Source organism: Oceanitalea stevensii (genome assembly GCF_014837105.1).
Lineage (GTDB): Bacteria > Actinomycetota > Actinomycetes > Actinomycetales > Actinomycetaceae > Oceanitalea > Oceanitalea stevensii.
Genome location: NZ_JACSPO010000001.1, coordinates 1170598 through 1189691, shown reverse-complemented (window position 1 = coordinate 1189691; position 19094 = coordinate 1170598). Strand labels below are relative to the sequence as shown.

General features: G+C 75.4%; 15 protein-coding genes. 11 read left to right on the top strand and 4 right to left on the bottom strand.

Annotated elements, in window-relative coordinates; genetic code table 11:
- Positions 1-2: 2 nt before the first annotated feature.
- The 6 genes from H9624_RS05515 to H9624_RS05490 all read left to right on the top strand — a co-directional run bounded on the left by H9624_RS05515 (position 3) and on the right by H9624_RS05490 (position 8516).
- Positions 3-716: a maleylpyruvate isomerase family mycothiol-dependent enzyme gene (locus tag H9624_RS05515; protein ID WP_251838833.1), complete on the top strand. Its 714-nt coding sequence runs from the start codon at positions 3-5 to the stop codon at positions 714-716.
- 68 nt (positions 717-784) lie between these two features.
- Positions 785-2320: an MmgE/PrpD family protein gene (locus H9624_RS05510; RefSeq protein WP_251838832.1), complete on the top strand. Its 1536-nt coding sequence runs from the start codon at positions 785-787 to the stop codon at positions 2318-2320.
- Positions 2320-3213, top strand: a complete 894-nt coding sequence (gene prpB, locus H9624_RS05505; protein ID WP_251838831.1) for a methylisocitrate lyase — start codon at positions 2320-2322, stop codon at positions 3211-3213. Before H9624_RS05510 ends, prpB begins: the two co-directional genes overlap by 1 nt.
- 18 nt (positions 3214-3231) lie before the next feature.
- A complete protein-coding gene (locus H9624_RS05500) occupies positions 3232-4344 on the top strand; it encodes a bifunctional 2-methylcitrate synthase/citrate synthase (protein WP_251838830.1) in 1113 nt (370 codons plus the stop codon).
- A gap of 45 nt (positions 4345-4389) precedes the next feature.
- Positions 4390-7260, top strand: a complete 2871-nt coding sequence (locus tag H9624_RS05495; RefSeq protein ID WP_251838829.1) for an FAD-linked oxidase C-terminal domain-containing protein — start codon at positions 4390-4392, stop codon at positions 7258-7260.
- 95 nt (positions 7261-7355) lie between these two features.
- The gene (locus H9624_RS05490) at positions 7356-8516 is read left to right on the top strand and encodes a restriction system modified-DNA reader domain-containing protein (protein ID WP_251838828.1); all 1161 of its coding nucleotides are present in this window, start codon (positions 7356-7358) and stop codon (positions 8514-8516) included.
- On the opposite strand, the gene H9624_RS05485 is transcribed toward H9624_RS05490, so the two are convergent.
- The 3 genes from H9624_RS05485 to H9624_RS05475 are packed head-to-tail and all read right to left on the bottom strand — an operon-like array spanning position 8482 to position 12210.
- Positions 8482-9630 carry an alpha/beta hydrolase gene (locus tag H9624_RS05485; RefSeq protein WP_251838827.1) on the bottom strand — a complete coding sequence of 383 codons (1149 nt, stop codon included), beginning with the start codon at positions 9628-9630 and terminating at the stop codon, positions 8482-8484. The genes H9624_RS05490 and H9624_RS05485 overlap by 35 nt on opposite strands.
- Positions 9631-9668: 38 nt before the next feature.
- Positions 9669-10880, bottom strand: a complete 1212-nt coding sequence (metX, locus tag H9624_RS05480) for a homoserine O-acetyltransferase MetX (RefSeq protein WP_372435105.1) — start codon at positions 10878-10880, stop codon at positions 9669-9671.
- A gap of 4 nt (positions 10881-10884) precedes the next feature.
- Positions 10885-12210: a bifunctional o-acetylhomoserine/o-acetylserine sulfhydrylase gene (locus tag H9624_RS05475; RefSeq protein WP_251838826.1), complete on the bottom strand. Its 1326-nt coding sequence runs from the start codon at positions 12208-12210 to the stop codon at positions 10885-10887.
- Positions 12211-12772: 562 nt separating this feature from the next.
- On the opposite strand from H9624_RS05475, the gene H9624_RS05470 reads away from it, so the two are divergent.
- Positions 12773-14185, top strand: a complete 1413-nt coding sequence (locus H9624_RS05470) for a C40 family peptidase (protein WP_251838825.1) — start codon at positions 12773-12775, stop codon at positions 14183-14185.
- A gap of 1 nt (position 14186) precedes the next feature.
- On the opposite strand, the gene H9624_RS05465 is transcribed toward H9624_RS05470, so the two are convergent.
- Positions 14187-14714 (bottom strand): inorganic diphosphatase, encoded by a 528-nt coding sequence (locus H9624_RS05465; protein ID WP_251303472.1) that lies wholly within the window; start codon positions 14712-14714, stop codon positions 14187-14189.
- Positions 14715-14844: 130 nt separating this feature from the next.
- On the opposite strand from H9624_RS05465, the gene dacB reads away from it, so the two are divergent.
- From dacB to hpt, 4 genes are read left to right on the top strand one after another with little or no spacing between them, the layout of a single operon-like run.
- Positions 14845-16230 carry a D-alanyl-D-alanine carboxypeptidase/D-alanyl-D-alanine endopeptidase gene (gene dacB / locus H9624_RS05460; protein WP_251838824.1) on the top strand — a complete coding sequence of 462 codons (1386 nt, stop codon included), beginning with the start codon at positions 14845-14847 and terminating at the stop codon, positions 16228-16230.
- Positions 16231-16286: 56 nt separating this feature from the next.
- Positions 16287-17348, top strand: a complete 1062-nt coding sequence (locus H9624_RS05455; protein WP_251838823.1) for an Rv3626c family coenzyme F420 biosynthesis-associated protein — start codon at positions 16287-16289, stop codon at positions 17346-17348.
- Positions 17349-17351: 3 nt separating this feature from the next.
- A complete protein-coding gene (gene tilS, locus H9624_RS05450; RefSeq protein ID WP_251838822.1) occupies positions 17352-18410 on the top strand; it encodes a tRNA lysidine(34) synthetase TilS in 1059 nt (352 codons plus the stop codon).
- A gap of 10 nt (positions 18411-18420) precedes the next feature.
- Entirely contained in the window at positions 18421-18975 is a 555-nt protein-coding gene (gene hpt, locus H9624_RS05445) for a hypoxanthine phosphoribosyltransferase (protein ID WP_251838821.1), read from the top strand.
- Positions 18976-19094 lie beyond the last annotated feature (119 nt).

Genomic DNA, 19094 nt, shown 5'->3' with positions numbered 1-19094 from the left:
CGATGACCGCCGACGGTCTCCTCGAGGCGGACCACGAGTGGGTCCGCAGCGGCTCGGACTACTTCGCCCGGCGGCTCGCGGAGCTCACCGAGGAGGACGTCGCCGGGGACAGCCTGCTCCCCGGCTGGACCCGCGGGGCGGTCGCCGCCCACGTCGTGTCCAACGCGGCGGCGCTGCGCCGGCTGTGCCACTGGGCGCGGACCGGGGAGGAGACGCCGATGTACGCGTCGGAGGAGGCCCGCGACGCGGAGATCGCACGCGGTGCCGCGCTGCCGCTCGGCGAGCTGCGTCGGCTGTGGACCGAGAGCCGCGACGCGCTGGACGGCGACTGGCGCGACCTTCCGGCCGAGGCGTGGGAGGCCGAGGTCCGCACCCGGCACGGGCGGCGCCTGCCTGCCCGGGAGACCGTGTGGATGCGCGCCCGCGAGGTGTGGATCCACGGCGTCGACCTCGCCGCCGGCGGCTCCTACCGCGACTTCCCGCCCGCCGTCGTCGACCGGCTCACCGCCGACGTGCTCGAGGGCTGGCGGGCGCAGGGCGAGGCGGTCGACCTCGTGCTCCACCCGACCGACCGCGACCGGCCGACGAGCGTCGGCTCGTCCGGCCCCACCGTCTCCGGGAGCGCGGCCGACCTCGCCCAGTGGCTCACCGGGCGGGGCGGCGGCGGGCTCGAGTCCTCGACGGGTGAGCTGCCCGCCCTGCCGCGCTGGCTGTGACGGCCACACCGAGCGGCCCGGTGGCCGTAACCCGTGACGCGGGCGGCCGGACGGAGGAGAGTAGCGCCATGCCCGAGCTCGTCACCCACGACGTCCGCGTCCACCCGAGCGCCGCGGACCTCGCGCGCGAGGAGCAGCTCGCGTGGAAGATCGCCGAGCTCGCCACCGACCCGGTCCCCGTCCTCGACGACGTCGCCGAGATGATCGTCAACCGGGTGATCGACAACGCCGCGGTCGCGACGGCGTCGCTCACCCGGGCTCCCGCCGTCGCCGCCCGCGCGCAGGCGCTCGCCCACCCGTACCGGCCCGGCGCCACGGTCGTCGGCTGCCTCGCCGAGGAGCGGGTGAGCCCCGAGTGGGCGGCGTGGGCCAACGGGGTGGCGGTCCGCGAGCTCGACTACCACGACACCTTCCTCGCGGCCGACTACTCCCACCCCGCCGACAACATCCCCCCGCTCCTCGCGGTCGCGCAGCACACAGCGGCCCGGCGCGGGCTCACCGGGGCCGACGTCGTCCGCGGCCTCGCCACCGCCTACGAGGTCCAGGTCGCCCTCGTCCGCGCGATCAGCCTGCACCGGCACAAGATCGACCACGTCGCCCACCTCGGGCCGTCCGCCGCCGCCGGGCTGGGCACGCTCCTCGGCCTCGACGCCGAGACGATCTTCCACGCCGTCGGGCAGGCGCTGCACACGACGACGGCGACGCGCCAGTCCCGCAAGGGCGAGATCTCGACGTGGAAGGCCTACGCGCCCGCCTTCGCCGGCAAGGTCGCGGTCGAGGCGGTCGACCGCGCGATGCGCGGCCAGACCTCGCCCACCCCCGTCTACGAGGGGGAGGACGGCGTCATCGCCTGGCTGCTCGACGGCCCCCACGCCCACTACGCGGTGCCCCTGCCGGCCCCCGGGGCACCGAAGCGGGCGATCCTCGACACCTACACCAAGGAGCACTCCGCGGAGTACCAGTCCCAGGCGCTCATCGACCTCGCCCGCCGGCTCCACCGGGAGCGGCCCGAGCTGCGCGACCCGGCGAACGTCGAGGCGGTCGTCATCCACACCTCCCACCACACCCACCACGTCATCGGCTCCGGCGCGAACGACCCCCAGAAGTACGACCCGGCGGCGTCCCGCGAGACCCTCGACCACTCGATCCCCTACATCTTCGCCGTCGCCCTCCAGGACGGGACGTGGCACCACGTCGAGTCCTACCGCCCCGAGCGCGCCGCCCGGCCGGACACCGTGGAGCTGTGGCGCAAGGTGACGACGGCCGAGGATCCCGAGTGGACCCGCCGCTACCACTCGCCCGACCCGGCGGAGAAGGCCTTCGGCGGACGCGTCGAGGTCCGCCTCGCCGACGGCACCCGGGTGGTCGAGGAGATCGCCGTCGCCGACGCCCACCCGCTCGGTGCGCGTCCCTTCGGCCGCGCGCAGTACGTCGCGAAGTTCCGCACCCTGGCCGAGGGGGTGCTCGAGCCCGGCGAGATCGAGCGCTTCCTCGACGTCGCGCAGCGGCTGCCCGGGCTCACCGCCGAGGAGCTCGGCGGGCTCACCGTCACCGCCCCGCCCGCGCTGCTCGCGTCCGTCACCGCACCCGAGGGGATCTTCTGATGCTCCACGCGACCACCCCGGCCTACGAGAAGCGCGCCGCCCTGCGGCGGCGCCTCGCGGGGGAGGACCTCCTCCAGCTGCCCGGGGCGTTCAACCCGCTGTCCGCCCGGCTCATCGAGGAGCGGGGCTTCGACGGCGTCTACATCTCCGGTGCCGTGCTCTCCGCGGACCTCGGCCTGCCGGACATCGGGCTCACCACGCTGAGCGAGGTGGCCGCGCGCAGCGGCCAGATCGCGCGCGTCACCGAGCTGCCCGCCCTCGTCGACGCCGACACCGGGTTCGGCGAGCCGATGAACGTCGCCCGGACGGTCCAGGTGCTCGAGGACGCCGGGGTGGCGGGCCTGCACATCGAGGACCAGGTCAACCCGAAGCGCTGCGGGCACCTCGACGGCAAGCAGGTGGTCGACGAGGGGACGGCGCTGCGCCGCATCCGCGCCGCCGTCGACGCCCGCCGCGACCCCGGCCTGCTCGTCGTCGCGCGCACCGACGTCCGCGCCGTCGACGGGCTCGACGCCGCCGTCGACCGCGCCCGCGCGCTCGTCGACTCCGGGGCGGACGCCGTCTTCCCCGAGGCGATGGCCAGCCTCGAGGAGTTCGAGGCGGTCGCCTCCGCCGTCGACGTCCCCGTCCTGGCCAACATGACCGAGTTCGGCAAGTCCGAGCTCTTCACCACCACCCAGCTCGCCGCGGCCGGGGTGCGCATGGTCATCTACCCCGTCTCCCTGCTGCGCCTCGCCATGGGCGCCGCCGAGCGCGGGCTGGACACCCTCCGCCGCGAGGGCTCGCTGCGCGAGGAGGTCGGCGCGATGCAGACCCGCGCCCGGCTCTACGAGCTGCTCGACTACTCCGCGTACGCCCACTTCGACGCCGACGTCTACAACTTCCGTCTCTGAACCGCGAGGGAGCGAGCCATGAGCGAGGACATCCGTAAGGGCCTGGTGGGCGTGGTCGCCGACACCACGGCGATCTCGGAGGTCGACCCGAGGACCAGCTCGCTGCTCTACCGCGGCTACCCGGTCCAGGAGCTGGCCGCGCGCTGCACCTTCGAGGAGGTGGCCTACCTCCTGTGGCACGGGGAGCTGCCGACGCCGCTGGAGCGGGTCGCCTTCGAGGGGGAGGGGCGCGCGCAGCGGGCGCTGTCGGACCGGGTGCGGGCCGCCGTCGACCTCGTCCCGACGACCGCGCACCCGATGGACGTGCTGCGCACCGCCGTCAGCGTCCTGGGGGCCAACGACCGGCACGCCGGCGACCGCGGCACGGACGTGGGCAAGGCCGTGGGCCTGCTCAGCCAGATCCCCGCCGTCATCGCCTACGACCAGCGGCGCCGACGCGGCGAGGAGCTCGTCGAGCCGCGCCCCGACCTCGGGTTCATCGAGAACTTCCTCAACATGACCTTCGGGTACGTCCCCGACCCCGTCGTCGTCGACGCCTTCCGGGTCTCCCTCATCCTCTACGCCGAGCACTCCTTCAACGCCTCGACCTTCACCGCACGGGTCATCACCTCCACCGACGCGGACCTGTACTCCGCCGTCGTCGGCGCGATCGGCGCGCTCAAGGGGCCGCTGCACGGGGGCGCCAACGAGGCGGTCATGGGGGTGCTCGCGGAGGTCGGCGAGGCGGGGCGTGCGGAGGAGTGGGTGGACCGGGCGCTCGCGGAGAAGCGCAAGGTCATGGGCTTCGGTCACCGGGTGTACAAGGACGGCGACTCGCGGGTCCCGACGATGAAGGCGGCGCTGGACCGGCTCGTCGACCACACCGGGCGCCACGAGCTGCTCGCGCTCTACGACGCGATCGAGACGGCGATGGTCGCCCGCACGGGCATCCGGCCCAACCTCGACTACCCCTCCGGTCCGGCCTACCACCTCATGGGCTTCGACACCGCGACGTTCACGCCGCTGTTCGTCGCGGCACGGGTGACCGGCTGGACCGCGCACGTCATGGAGCAGGCCGCCGACAACGCCCTCATCCGCCCCCTGTCCGCCTACGTCGGGCCCGCCGAGCGGCACGTGGTCCCGCGCACCTGACGGACGGTGCGGCCCCTGCCCCCGCCCAGGTGGCAGGATCGGGGGGTGACCGACCTCGTGACCGACCAGCGCACCGACCTCGTCGCCTCCCTGCGCCGGGCCGTCGACGGCGACGTCCACGACGACACGCTCCACCGCGGCCTCTACTCGACGGACGCCTCGAACTACCGGGTGGTGCCCGACGTCGTCGTCATCCCCCGGGACGTCGACGACGCGCGCGCCGCCCTCGACACCGCGCGGCGGCTCGGCGCGCCCGTCACCACGCGCGGCGGCGGGACGTCGATCGCCGGCAACTCCATCGGCCCGGGCGTCGTCATCGACTTCTCCCGGCACGTCAACCGCATCCTCGAGCTCGACCCCGAGGCCCGGACCGCGCGGGTCGAGCCGGGCGTCGTCATGTCCGACCTGCAGCGCGCCGCCAAGCCGCACGGGCTGCGCTTCGGGCCCGACCCCTCGACCCAGAACCGCGCGACCTTCGGCGGGATGATCGGCAACAACGCGTGCGGGCCGCACGCCGTCGCCTACGGCCGCACGGCGGACAACGTCTCGAGCCTCGACGTCGTCGACGGCACCGGCCGGGCGTTCACCGCCGGGCGCGGCAGCCTCGACGCCGTCCCGGGGCTGGACGGGCTCGTGCGCGCGAACCTCGCCGCCATCCGCACCGAGCTGGGCCGCTTCAAGCGGCAGGTCTCCGGCTACAGCCTCGAGCACCTCCTGCCCGAGAACGGCGCCGACCTCGCCAAGATGCTCGTCGGCACCGAGGGCACGCTCGTCACCGTGCTCGGCGCGACCGTCGACCTCGTCCCGGTGCCCAGTGCGCCGGTGCTCGTCGCGCTCGGCTACCCGGACATGGCCTCCGCCGCGGACGCCGTGCCCGCGCTGCTCGCGCACAGCCCGCTCGCCGTCGAGGGCATCGACGCGCGGCTCGTCGACATCGTGCGCCGCCACCACGGGCCGCAGGCCGTCCCCGAGCTGCCGCGGGGCGCCGGCTGGCTCCTCGTCGAGGTCGGCGGGCGCGACGACGCCGAGGCCCTGGACCGGGCCCGCCGCCTCGCCGCGGACGGCGGGACCGACGCCGTAGCCGTCGTGCCGGCCGGCCCGCAGGCCGACGCCCTGTGGCGCATCCGCGCCGACGGCGCCGGGCTGGGCGGGCGCACGCCGTCCGGGGCCCAGGGGTGGCCCGGCTGGGAGGACGCCGCCGTCCCGCCGGAGAAGCTCGGCGCCTACCTGCGCGACTTCGAGGCGCTCATGGCCGACCACGGCGTCGACGGCCTGCTCTACGGCCACTTCGGCGACGGCTGCATGCACGTGCGCATCGACCTCCCGCTCGAGACGCCCGAGGGCATCAAGCCCTCGCGCGACTTCCTCGTCGCCTCCGCCGAGCTCGTCACCTCCTACGGCGGCTCGCTGTCCGGCGAGCACGGGGACGGGCGCGCCCGCAGCGAGCTGCTCCCGCTCATGTACAGCCCGGGGACGATCGACCTCTTCGGTCAGGTCAAGACGCTCTTCGACCCGGCCGAGCAGCTCAACCCCGGCGTGCTCGTGCGCCCCCGCCCGCTCGACGCGGACCTGCGCCGCCCCCACGCCCGCCCGCTGCTGCCCGTGGCCGGCGGCTTCACCTTCCACGAGGACGGCGGCGACATGAGCCGCGCCGTCCACCGCTGCACCGGCGTGGGCAAGTGCCGCGCCGACACCTCCGCCGCCGGCGGGTTCATGTGCCCGTCCTTCCGGGCGACGAAGGACGAGAAGGACGTGACCCGCGGGCGCGCCCGCGTCCTCCAGGAGCTCGCCAACGGCTCCCTCGTCGCGGACGTGCGCAGCCCCGCCGTCCACGAGTCCCTCGACCTGTGCCTGTCCTGCAAGGCGTGCTCGAGCGACTGCCCCGCCGGCGTCGACATGGCGCGCTACAAGTCCGAGGTCCTCCACCGCAGCTACCGGCGCCGCCTGCGGCCGGTCAACCACTACGCCCTCGGCTGGCTGCCGCGGTGGGCCGGTCTCGTCACCAAGCTGCCCGCCGTCGCGCGGCTCGTCAACGCCGTCCTCGGCGTGCGCCCCGTGGCGAAGCTCGTCATGCGGGCGGGCGGCATGGACCCGAGGCGCGAGATGGTCACCTTCGCGACGGAACGCTTCTCGCGGTGGGCCCGGACGAACCCCGCCGCCGACGTCACCCCCGCCGCCGAGGCGGGCGGGTCGCGACGGGTGCTGCTGTGGGCGGACTCCTTCTCCGAGACGCTCGACGGCGCCGGGGCCCGGGCGATGGTCCGCGTGCTGCGCGACGCCGGGTACGAGGTCGTCGTGCCCGACGAGCAGGCCTGCTGCGGGCTCACCTGGATCTCCACCGGCCAGCTCGACGGCGCCCGCCGCCAGCTCGAGCACACGATGTCGGTGCTCGCGCCCTTCGCCGCGAACGGCGTGCCCATCGTGGGCGTGGAGCCGTCCTGCACCGGTGTGCTCCGCGACGACCTCCTCGACCTCTTCCCGGAGGACCCCCGCGCGCGGATGATCGCCGAGGGCACCCACACCCTGGCCGAGCTCCTCACCGCCCCGGCGCCGCTCGGCCCGGGCGAGGACTGGCAGCCGCCGTCCCTCGAGGGCCTCGAGGTCGTTGCCCAGCCGCACTGCCACCACCACTCCGTCATGGGCTGGGAGGCCGACGCCGCGATCCTCGCCAGGGCCGGTGCCCAGGTCACCCGGCTCGCCGGGTGCTGCGGGCTCGCCGGGAACTTCGGCATGGAGAAGGGCCACTACGACGTCTCGGTCCAGGTGGCCGAGAACGCCCTGCTGCCCGCGCTGCGGGAGGCCGGCGCCGAGTCGGTCTACCTCGCCGACGGCTACTCCTGCCGGACCCAGGCGGCCCAGCTCGCCGGCCGCCAGGGCATCCACCTCGCCCAGCTCCTCGCCGGTGAGAGGCGCTGAGAACCGTACTTTCGGCGGGGCCGGGGGCCCTTGAGAGGCGGGGGTGGCATGAGAAGATGACACCGGTCCCCACGGTGCGAGAGTTCAGGTCGAGTATGCCGCTGTTCGAGTTCGAGGCCGGCCAGCTGATCCCGGCACAGATCGGCCACGCCGTCACCGACCCCGTCGAGCCCGCCGTGCTCGACGCCGTCCGTGCGCAGGTGCTGGAGATGCTCCGGCTGCCCGTCTTCCCCGTCACCTGGCGGGACGACGACGGCGCCCCGCGCCTCACCGCGATGGACCCCGCCGGCCACGTCGTCAGCGTCGAGGTGCTCGAGCGGCTGGACGCCCACGCCCTCGTCGCCGCCCTCGGACGGGCCGGGCACTCGGCGGAGCGCGGCTGGATCGACGTCGCGCGCAGCTACCCCTCCGGGGTCGGGGCCTTCCGCCGGGACTGGAACGCCTTCCGTGAGTCGCAGCCGGTCGGGACGGTCGTCACCGCCCGGGTGCACGTCGTCGCCGCGCAGATCGACGACGACGCCCGGCGGGCCCTCGACGCGCTCGCCGGCGCCGGGGTCGTCGTCCACGAGCTCGCCGTCCGGCAGATGTCCAGCGGGCGGCTCTTCCTCGACGTCACCGAGGTGAGCGTCCCCGTCGCCCCGCTGCCGTGGCTGCTGCCCGGCCGCACGGTCGCCGCCCTCGAGGCCGCGTCCCCGGCGCTGCCCGCCCCGCCCGCCGCCGAGGAGGCGCAGCCCGAGCCGGCACCCGCCGTCGGGCGACGCGCCCGCAGGCGGCGTGCCGCCGCCCAGGAGGCTGAGGACGCGTCACCCGCGCACGCGCCCGCCGCTGACGCAGCACTCCCGGACGCGGCGCCGGCGAGGGCCGACGACGCGGCACCGGCGCACGCGGCGCCGCAGCCCGTGACCGGCGGCCACGAGCCGGCCGCGCCGGACGAGGACCTCCTCGGCATCGGTGTGATGCTCGGTGAGCCCGCCGCCCTGGTGTGGGCCCGCAACGGCCACCGCGGGGAGGCGACGCTGCGGCCCGACGGGTGGATCGTCGTCTCGGGCCGCTCCTTCGCGGATCCCGAGGCCGCGGCCTCCGCCGTCGTCGGCGCGCCGGTCGCCGCGGAGGCGTGGGAGGTGTGGCGCTTCGGTGCGGAGGGCCCGAGCCTCCACGAGGCACGCGAGGAGCTGCGAGCCGTCCGCGAGCGCGAGCGCCGCCGGGCCGCGGAGCCCGGGCTCAGGCGGCGGCGTAGGCGCGCAGCCAGCGACTGAGCTCGCGGTAGGCCCCCTCCCGGACGGCTGCCGGGGAGAGCAGGACGTCGTGGACTGCGTCGCGCACCCGCGCGACCGTGACGAGCGGTCCCAGGCCGGGGGCGCGGCGCGCGGTGAGCTCGGCGTCGATGACCGTGTCCGCCGTGCGCATCTGCTCGGTCCACCTCGGCCCGAACAGCGACTTGTCCGAGACGAGGACGAGCACCGGGCAGGTGATGTCGAGGCCGGCGGCCACCTGGGAGTGACCGGCGAGGACGGCCGCCAGCCAGCCGGGGCGGATCGGGGCGCTGGGGCTCGTGCGCCAGGCGGGCTCGATCGGCCAGCCGGTGTGGGCGGGGTCGGTGAGCTCCTCGGGGCTCAGCTCGGGCAGGGCGTCATCACCGTGCGTATCCGCCGCGCGCCCCGCGAGGATGCGGCTGTAGAAGCCGAGGTCCTTGAGGGGGAGGGCCGCCGTGGGCTGGTAGCGGGCGAGCCGCTCGATGACCGGCTGGCCGAGCGTGCGCAGGATCCACGAGCCCTGCAGCTCCAGCCACGGGGCGTTGAGGACGAGCGCGCGCAGCGCGCCGGGGTGGCGGTGGGCCCACAGCGCGGCGGTGAGGCCACCGGTCGAGTGGCCCATGAGGACGACGTCGCCCAGCTCGGGGTGGTCGGCGCGGATGAGGTCGCGCGCGGCGTGGATGTCCTCGTCGTAGGTGGACAGGGACTGGACGTACCCGCGCAGCTGGCCGGGGCGCAGGCTGCGCCCGTACCGGCGCAGGTCGAGGGCGTAGAAGGCGGCGCCGTCGGCCGCGCACCGGCGGGCGAGCTCGCGCTGGTGGAAGTAGTCGTTCCACCCGTGCAGGTGGAGCATGACGTAGCGCGGCGGGGTGGGCGGCGGTCCCTCCGGGTCGTCCTCGGGCCGGTAGCGCACGACGGTCGCGACGACCGGGCCGTCCTCGTCGGGCAGCAGCTCCACCGTGCGGGCCGTGAAGCCGTCACCCAGGACGTCGGGTCCCCAGCGGCCCACCGGCGCGACGGGCAGGTCCGCGAGCGCGGCGTCGGGGTCGTAGACACCCTCCTCCTCGGGGGCGTCCTCGACGTCGGGGGTCGGGCGCAGGAACGGGATGCTCGGCACCCGCCCATGGTCGCCCGGACGGGCGCCGGGCGCACGCGTCAGGACCGGGCGACCTGCTTGAGGAAGCCGCCGAGGTGCCGGGTGACCTGGTCGTGCTCGATGAGGAACCCGTCGTGGCCGTAGGGGGAGCGCAGGTAGCGAACGGGTCCGGAGCCGGGCACGCCGGCAGCGATCCGCTCGGACTCGTGGGGGAGGAAGAGGCGGTCGGACTCGACGGCGATGACGAGCACGTCCGCCGTCACCTCCGCCAGCGCCGCCTCGACGCCGCCCCGGTCGCGGCCGACGTCGTGGGTGATCATCGAGCGGGTGAGGGCGAGGTAGCTGTTGGCGTCGAAGCGCTGCGCGAGCTTGGTCCCGTGGTGGTCGAGGTAGGACTGCACGGCGAAGCGGCCCCCGAGCAGCGGCTCCTCCGCGTGCTGGGGGAGGCGCCCGAAGCGGGCCTCGAGCTCCTCGGCGCTGCGGTAGGTCGTGTGGGCGATGCGGCGGGCCAGCGCGAGGCCGGCGTGCGGGCCGTGCCCGGGCGGCGCGTCGTAGTAGTCGCCGCCGCGGAAGTTCGCGTCGAGCTCGATGGCGGCGATCTGCGCGTGCGCCCACGCGATCTGGTCCGCCGTCGTCTGCGCGCCGGAGGCGATGACGGCGGCCGAACGGACCCGCGAGGGTGCGGTGATAGCCCACTCGAGCACCCGGTGCCCACCCATGGAGGCGCCGACGACGTGGGCCCACTGCCCGATGCCGAGCCGGTCGCTCAGCTCGATCTCCGCGGCCACCTGGTCGCGGACGGTGACGCTGGGGAAGCGGCTGCCCCACGGGCTGCCGTCGGGCGCGGGGGAGGACGGGCCGGTGGAGCCCTGGCAGCCGCCCAGGACGTTGACGGCGACGACGAACCAGCGGTCGGTGTCGATCGCCAGCCCCGGTCCCACGACCGCCGACCACCAGCCGGGGCTGGGGTGGCCGGGGCCGGCCGGACCGGTGACGTGCGTGTCCCCGGTGAGGGCGTGGCAGATGAGCACGGCGTTGTCGCCGGCCGCGTTGAGCTCGCCCCACGTCTCGTAGGCCAGCGTCACCGCGGGGAGGCGGCCCCCGGCCTCGAGGTGCAGGGCGCCGATGTCGGCGAAGCGCCGCTGCCCGGCGCCGTGCTCGGGGCGCCACGCCCCGGTGGCGGGGACGGCCTCGGGATCGAGGCGCGCCCGCACGCGGTGAGCGGCGGCCTGGCCACTCACCGCGCGCGGGCGGCGCTCCTCGGGGGACACGGTCCTACTCGCCCCCGACCGCCGCGGCTGCCTGGGAGACCGCGGCTGCGGCACGCAGCCCGGTCTGCAGGTCGGCGACGATGTCGTCGATGTGCTCGAGCCCGACGGCGAGACGCACGAGGCCCGGGCTCACGCCGGCGGCGGTGAGGGCCGCCTCGTCCAGCTGGGAGTGGGTCGTGGACGCCGGGTGGATGACGAGGGAGCGGACGTCACCGATGTTGGCGACGTTGGAGTGCAGCTCGAGGGCGTCGACGAAGGCGATGCCCGCCTCGTAGCCGCCGGCCAGCTCGAAGGTGAGCACCGCACCGGCGCCCTTGGGGGCGTAGTGGCGGGCGCGCTCGTACCAGGGGGAGGAGGGCAGGCCCGCGTAGCCGACCTTTGTCACCTGGTCCTCCTGCTCGAGGAACTCGGCGACGCGCTGGGCGTTGGAGACGTGGCGCTCCATGCGCAGCGACAGCGTCTCGATGCCCTGGGCGATGAGGAAGGCGTTGAAGGGCGAGACGGCGGCGCCGATGTCGCGCAGCAGCTGGACCCGGGCCTTGAGGATGAAGGCGGGGGCGCCGAGGTCCTTGAAGACGAGGCCGTTGTAGCTCGGGTCGGGGGTGTTGTAGTTCGGGAACTTCTCGGGGTCCGCGGACCAGTCGAAGCGGCCGCCGTCGACGATGGCGCCCGCGATCGAGGTGCCGTGCCCGCCGAGGTACTTCGTCGCGGAGTGGACGACGACGTCGGCACCGTGCTCGAGCGGACGGATGAGGTAGGGCGTGGCGACGGTGTTGTCGACGACGAGCGGCACGCCGTTCTCGTGGGCGATCCCGGCGACCGTCTCGATGTCGAGGACGTCCTGCTTGGGGTTGGGGATCGTCTCGGCGAAGAAGAGCTTGGTGTTGGGCTGCACGGCGTCGCGCCACGCCTGGGGGTCGTCGGGGTCGGTGACGAACGTCGTCGTGATCCCGAGCTTGGGCAGGGTGTGGCGCAGGAGGTTGTAGGTGCCGCCGTAGAGGCTGGGGCTGGCGACGACGTGGTCACCGACCTCGGCGATGTTGAGGATCGCGAAGGTCTCCGCGGCCTGGCCGGAGGCGACGAGCAGCGCCCCGACGCCGCCCTCGAGCGCGTTGATGCGGTTCTCCACCGCCTCCTGCGTCGGGTTGGTGATGCGGGTGTAGATCGGCCCGAGCTCGGCGAGGGCGAAGCGGTTCGCGGCCTGCTCGGCGCTGTCGAAGACGAAGGAGGTCGTCTGGTAGATGGGCAGGGCACGCGCGCCGGTGGTGGGGTCGGCCTGCTGACCCGCGTGGATCTGCTTGGTCTCGAAGGACCAGGTGGACTCGGTCATGTCGGTTCTCCAGGGTGTGGGGGAGCGGGGGCGAGCCGGCTCCCTGCCGTCACGCCGGTCCCGCGGAGGGGGCGGTGGCGCACGGGGGCCTGGCGCCGAGGTCGGCGGGCATGGCAACGGTGCGCAGCGTCACGTGCACATTCGTCGGCTCATGCTGGGGAGCCTAGGAACGCCTCGAGCCGCTGAGAAGGGGCGTCTCGCGCAGCGGACCCGCCCTCGAGGTGCTGTCCACGACGTGGACACCACTGGACGCCGCGCGCCCCGGCCCACCCGGTCCCCGGTCCTCCGGTCCCCGGGCCCCGGGCCGCCACCAGCGCCGAGCGCTGAGTTGTTACGGGGTGGAGAAGGGAGGGGCGAGTAACAAGTCAGCGCTCGGCGAGGGGGTACCCCGGGGGAGCGAGGGGGTGCCCGGGAGTGGGGACGGGCGTGGAATGACAGGGGTGTGACTCGTGGGACGGGTGTGACTGGTGTTCCCTTATGGGGTTCAAGGCGCTAGCGTGTGCGTCGGCGCCGTCCCCGGCGCTGGAGTGAGGGCCGCCCGGCGGGCGGCAGAGGAGGCAGCGTGGGCTGGTTGGACCGTCGGCGGCAGGCAGCGGTGTCCGTCGCCGTGCTCGCGCTCACCAGCGGCATGCTCGTCAGCTCGGCCACGGCCGAGCCGCCGAGCGAGGAGGAGATCGCCGCCGCCCGTGAGGCCGAGGGGCGGACCGCCTCGAGCATCGCCGACCTCGAGGTCGAGCTCGCCAGCCTCGCCACCCAGCTCGAGGACGCGACCGTGCGCGCCCAGCAGGCCAACGAGGACTACCTCGGCGCGCAGGAGGCCCTGGACGAGGCCACCGCCCGCGCCGACGAGGCCCGCGAGGCAGCCGCGACCGCGCAGGCCGAGGTCGAGGAGCAGCGCGCCGAGATCGGCCGCATCGCGATGTCCGCCTACCGCTCCGGCCCCGGCGCCCTCGGACCCATCGAGCCGCTCCTGTCGGCCGACAGCTTCGAGAACGCCATGCAGCGCGCGACGACCACCGAGCGCATGGGCACCCGCGCCGACGAGGCGCTCCAGCGCTTCCAGGCGACCGAGCTCGTGGCCGCCACCTTCCAGCGCCGGGCCGACGAGGCCGCCGCTGCGCAGGAGGACGCGACGACGGCGCTGGCCGCCGCCGCGGAGCAGGCCCGCGACGCCGCGAGCGGCGCCGAGACCCAGCTCGCGCTGTCCGCCGACCGCCGCGAGGGGCTCATCGCCCAGCTCGCCACGCAGCGGGGCACGACGGCCGAGCTCGAGCGCGAGCGCCAGGACGCCCAGGACGAGGAGCGCCGCCGCCGCGAGGCCGAGGTGGCCCGCGCCGCGGCCCTCGAGGCCGCCCGCGAGCAGGAGGCCGCCTCCCGCGCCAACGACCGGCCCGCGGCCCCGGCCCAGCCGGCCCCCGCCCCCTCACGGCCCGACAGCGAGCCGTCGCGCCCGGCTCCCGAGCCCGCGCGACCGGCTCCCGAGCCGTCCCGGCCCGAGCCCACGCGCCCCGCGCCCGAGCCCACGCGCCCCGCCCCGCAGCCGACCACCCCCGCGCCGGCCAAGCCGGAGCCGAAGCCGGAGCCGGCACCCCAGCCGCCGCCGTCGTCGTCGAGCGGTGCGCGGGCCGCCCTGGACTGGGCCCGCACGCAGCTGGGCAAGCCCTACGTGTGGGGCGCGGCCGGACCCAACGGCTACGACTGCTCGGGCCTGACCCAGACGGCCTTCGCCCGCGCCGGGATCTCCCTGCCGCGCACGACGAAGGCGCAGTACGCGGCCACCACCCGCGTGCCGGTCGACCAGCTCCAGGCCGGCGACCTCATCTTCTACTCCAACAACGGCGCGGCGTCGGGGATCTACCACGTGGCGATCTACGCCGGTGGTGGGATGCGCCTGCACGCGCCGTCGCCGGGCAAGAACGTCGAGCTGGTCCCGATGTACTGGCCCAACGTGCTGCCCTACGGCGGGCGGGTCTGAGCTACTCGGCCTGACCCGGCCCGTGCGGGTCGGCGTGCTCGTAGTAGCCGGCGTCCTTGGCGCGCTGGAAGGAGCGGCGGATCTCCTCCTCCGCCTCCTCCCGGCCCACCCAGTGCGCGCCCTCGACGGACTTGCCGGGCTCGAGGTCCTTGTAGACCTCGAAGAAGTGCTGGATCTCCAGGCGGTGGAACTCGCTGACGTCCTCGATGTCCGTGCGCCACGACGCGCGCTGGTCACCGGTGGGCACGCACAGCACCTTGTCGTCACCGCCGGCCTCGTCGCGCATGCGGAACATGCCGAGCGCCCGGCAGCGGATGAGGCAGCCGGGGAAGGTGGGCTCCTCGAGGAGGACGAGCGCGTCGAGCGGGTCGCCGTCCTCGCCGAGCGTCATCTCGATGAAGCCGTAGTCGTCGGGGTAGCGGGTGGAGGTGAAGAGCATCCGGTCCAGGCGGATCCGTCCGGTCTCGTGATCCACCTCGTACTTGTTGCGGTTCCCCTTGGGGATCTCGATCGTGACGTCGAACTCCACTGCCTGACCTCTTCTCCTGGGCGCCGGTGCCTCGCTGGGGTGCGGGAGCCGGGGGTGCGCTCATGTCGTTACCGGGCACTAGTCTGACCTACGAGTTCGCAGAACGCGGCCACGACGTGGCGCAGGAGGGGTGGCGGCCGGAGTGGCGTCGAGCAGCAAGCGGCGGGTGACGGCCACCGTCACGGCCCTGCTCCTCCTCCTCGTGGGCGGCTACGGCGCGGCCGACGCCGCCGACCTCGTCCCCGGCGTCCTCACCACACAGCCCCCGGTGCCGGACCCCGCACCCTTCCCGCGGCCCGGCGCCGAGCCCGCCGAGCCGCTCCTCACCGCGCTCGACCCGGCCGCGCCGGTGCCCTCCGCGGAGCGGCTCACCGAGCTCAGCGAGGCGCTCGCCGCGGACGAGCGCACGGGCGGGGACGTCGGCGTCGTCGTCGAGGACGCGCTCACCGGGGAGGTGCTCGTCGACGTCGGCGGCGCCCGGCCCCGTACCCCCGCCTCCTCGCTCAAGCTCCTCGGTGCCGTCGCTGCCCTCGACGCGCTCGGCCCCGGCCACGTCCTGCGCACGACGGCGGTGGCCGGGGAGGGCGGGCAGGTGGTGCTCGTCGGCGGCGGGGACGTCCTCCTCACCGACGGCGAGGCGAACCCACGCGACGTCGTGGGCCGCGCCTCGCTGCGCGACCTCGCCGCCCAGGTGGCCGGGACGCTCGCGGGGCAGGAGGTCCGCGTGGCCGTGGACGACTCGCTGTTCACCGGTCCGCTCTACGCCCCCGGGTGGGGCGGCATCGACCTCGACTTCGTCATGCCGATCCAGCCGCTCGCCGTCCGCGCGGGCGTCGCGCCGGACGGCGGCTACCAGGAGGACCCGGCGCTCGCGGCCGGCGCCGCCTTCGCGGACGCGCTGCGCGCCGCGGGGGTCGAGGTGCGCGGGGAGGTCGTCCGCGCCGGGGCCCCGGCCGGTGGGCAGGAGCTGGGAGCGGTCGAGTCGGCGCCGCTGCGCGACGTCGTCGCCCACACCCTGGCGGTGTCGGAGAACTCGGTCGCCGAGGTGCTGTCCCGGCTCGTCGCCGTCGCCGACGGCGAGGAGGCCACCTTCGCCGGCGCCACCCGCGCCGTCCTCGGCCGGCTCGCCGGGCTGGGCATCGACACCGACGGCGTCACCCTCGCCGACACCTCCGGCCTCCTCGTGGAGAACCAGGTGCCGGCGAGGGTGCTCGCGGACGTCGTCACCACCGCGATGGAGCGTCCCGAGCTCCACGGCGCCGTCACCGGTCTGCCCGCCGCCGGCCTCGAGGGCACGCTGAGCTCGCGGCCGATGGGCCCGGCCGCCGGTGTGCTGCGTGCCAAGACGGGCACGCTCACCACGGCCGTCAGCCTCACCGGTCTCGTCCAGGACGTCGAGGGACGCCTGCTCGTCTTCGCCGTCGTCGCCGACGAGCTCGAGCTCGGCGGGGTCGGCCCGGCCCGCGCGGCCGTCGACGAGTGGGCCGCCGAGGTCACCGCCTGCGAGTGCGGCTAGCCCGACGCTGCCGGGCGTGCTGCGCCGGGGCGGGGCGCGCGGGATAGCGTGACCGCATGAGCTCTCCCATCGACTGGCGGGCGGCCCGCCACCGTGCCGCCGTGCTGTCCCGGCCCGGGCCCCGCGCCGGGCGCGCCGAGGTCCGCGGCCTCGTCACCGTGCTCCACACCTCCGCGAAGGAGGCGCCGGGCCACGTCGCCGACATCACCGGCCTGGAGGACGCCGCCGCGCAGGCCGCGCGCCGCCCCGTCTACGTCGTGGACCGGGCGCGCTGGGCCGAGGCGAACATCGGGATGTTCCGCCACCTCGTGGGCGACCTGCTCCCGCCCACCACGCTGCCCGGCGCCGCCCGGCTCGGCGGTGAGGAGCTCGGCGTCATGCTCTCCTACCTGTCGACGAAGGTGCTGGGCCAGTTCGACCCCTTCACCAGCGCCGACGGCCGCGGGGAGCCGGGCTACCTCCTCCTCGTCGCGCCGAACATCCTCCACGTCGAGCGCGAGCTCGACCTCGACGCCCTCGACTTCCGCCGCTGGGTCTGCCTCCACGAGCAGACCCACGCCGTCCAGTTCTCCGCCGCGCCCTGGCTCGCCGGCCACCTCGCCGAGCGGATGACCGCGACCGTCTCCTCGATCGCCTCCCCCGAGGGGGGCGGTCAGCGCCTGGCACGGACCGTGCGCGCCGTCGTCGAGGCCGTCACCACGCCCCGAGGGGAGACCCCGACGGCGCAGGCCCTCGCCGGCCCGCTCGTCGACGCCGTGCTCACCGACGACGAGCGTGAGCGCCTCGCGGAGGTCGTCGCCGTCATGTCGCTGCTCGAGGGGCACGCCGACGTCGTCATGGACGCCGTCGGGCCGCGCGTGCTGCCCTCCGTGGCCCGCATCCGCACCCAGTTCGACCGCCGCCGCGAGGGCACCGGAACCCTGGACGTCATCACCCGCCGGCTCATGGGGATGGACGCGAAGATCGCCCAGTACCGCAACGGCGCCGACTTCGTCCGCGGGGTCGTCCACCGGGTGGGCCACAACGGCCTCAACGCCGTGTGGGCCGCCCCCGAGAACCTGCCGACCCCCGCCGAGATCGCCGACCCGACCGCCTGGGTGCGCCGGGTCCACGGCTGAGCCGTGGCCGGTCCCGCCCCGGCGGTGGCCGCCGCCCGCACCGCCGTCCGGGCGGCGCTCGCGGACCTGCCTGCGGGCTCCCTCGTCCTCGTCGCCTGCTCGGGCGGCGCCGACTCCCTCGCCCTGGCCGCGGCGACCGCCTTCGTCGCCCCGCGGGCGGGGCTGCTGGGCGGGGCGGTCGTCGTCGACCACCGGCTGCGCGCCGGCAGCGACGACGTCGCCCGCGAGGCCGCGGCCGCGTGCCGGGCTCTCGGGCTCGACCCGGTCCAGGTGCGCGGCGTAGACGTCGGCGGGCCCGGTGGCCCGGAGGCCGCCGCCCGCACGGCCCGCTACGCCGCGCTCGAGGAGGCCGCGACGGAGACCGGGGCCGCCGCCGTGCTGCTCGGGCACACCCTGGACGACCAGGCCGAGACGGTCCTCCTCAGGCTGGGCCGCGGCTCCGGGGGCCGCTCGCTGGCCGGGATGGCGCCCGCCGCCGGACTGTGGCGCCGCCCCCTGCTCGGCCTGCGGCGCCGCGACACCGAGGCCGTGTGCACGGCCCTCGGGCTGCCGTGGGCCGAGGACCCGACGAACGCACCGGACGGTCCGTGGCGCCGCGCGGACGGTGGCCCGCTGCGCCGCTCCGCCGTCCGCCACCAGGTCCTGCCGGCCCTCACCGAGGCCCTCGGGCCGGGCGTGCCCGAGGCGCTGGCCCGTACCGCGCGGCGGCTGCGCGAGGACGAGGACTACCTCGCCGCCGCTGCCGCCGAGCTGGCGGCACGAGCGGGCCTGCCCACCCCGGAGGGTGACGCGGCGGAGGGCGGGCCGGGTGAGGTGGGACTCGACGTCGTCGTCCTCGCCCGTGCGCACCCCGCGCTGCGGGGACGGGTCCTCCACCGGGCCGCCACGGCGGCCGGGTGCCCGCCCGGAGCGCTCACAGCGACGCACGTCGCGGCCCTCGAGGCGCTGGTCACGGACTACCGGGGCCAGGGGCCGCTGTCGCTGCCCGGCGCTGTCACCGCCGGGCGTCGGTGTGGCAGGCTGACCTTCGGCCGCCGCGGCGAGCGCGGCGCAGGTGAGTGAGGGAGTGCGCGTGGACGCCAGCGACATGGGAGACGACCTCGAGAAGGTCCTGCTGTCCAAGGAGCAGATCGAGGCCCGGCTCGACGAGATGGCGGCCGAGATCGACGCCGACTACGCCGGCAAGGACCTCCTGCTCGTCGGGGTGCTGCGCGGAGCCGTCATGGTCATGGCCGACCTCTCCCGCCGCATGCACACCAGCATCGAGATGGACTGGATGGCGGTGTCGTCCTACGGGTCGGGCACCAAGTCCTCCGGCGTGGTGCGCATCCTCAAGGACCTCGACACCGACCTGCACGGGCGCCACGTGCTCATCGTCGAGGACATCATCGACTCCGGGCTCACGCTGTCCTGGCTCGTGTCGAACCTCCGCAGCCGCGGCCCGGCATCCGTCGAGATCGCCACCCTGCTGCGCAAGCCGGAGGCCGCCAAGGTCGAGGTCGACGTCCGCTACGTCGGCTTCGACATCCCGCCGGAGTTCGTCATCGGCTACGGCCTGGACTTCGCCGAGAAGTACCGCCACCTGCCGTTCGTCGGCACGCTGGCACCCCACGTCTACAACGGCTGAGCACCCCGTGCGCGGCCTCCCGGCACCGGCAGGGAGGCCGTCCTGCCCTGGGCGAACACGCGCCCGCCTGCGCGGACTGTACGTGTAACGTCAAACGATGATCGATCGAGCAGGAGGGA

What these genes read in the sequence shown, in the direction of transcription:
- H9624_RS05515 (WP_251838833.1), top strand. Translation starts at nt 3, where the DNA reads ATGACCGCCGACGGTCTCCTCGAGGCGGACCACGAGTGGGTCCGCAGC.
- H9624_RS05510 (WP_251838832.1), top strand. Translation starts at nt 785, where the DNA reads ATGCCCGAGCTCGTCACCCACGACGTCCGCGTCCACCCGAGCGCCGCG.
- prpB (WP_251838831.1), top strand. Translation starts at nt 2,320, where the DNA reads ATGCTCCACGCGACCACCCCGGCCTACGAGAAGCGCGCCGCCCTGCGG.
- H9624_RS05500 (WP_251838830.1), top strand. Translation starts at nt 3,232, where the DNA reads ATGAGCGAGGACATCCGTAAGGGCCTGGTGGGCGTGGTCGCCGACACC.
- H9624_RS05490 (WP_251838828.1), top strand. Translation starts at nt 7,356, where the DNA reads ATGCCGCTGTTCGAGTTCGAGGCCGGCCAGCTGATCCCGGCACAGATC.
- H9624_RS05475 (WP_251838826.1), bottom strand. Translation starts at nt 12,210, where the DNA reads ATGACCGAGTCCACCTGGTCCTTCGAGACCAAGCAGATCCACGCGGGT.
- H9624_RS05455 (WP_251838823.1), top strand. Translation starts at nt 16,287, where the DNA reads ATGAGCTCTCCCATCGACTGGCGGGCGGCCCGCCACCGTGCCGCCGTG.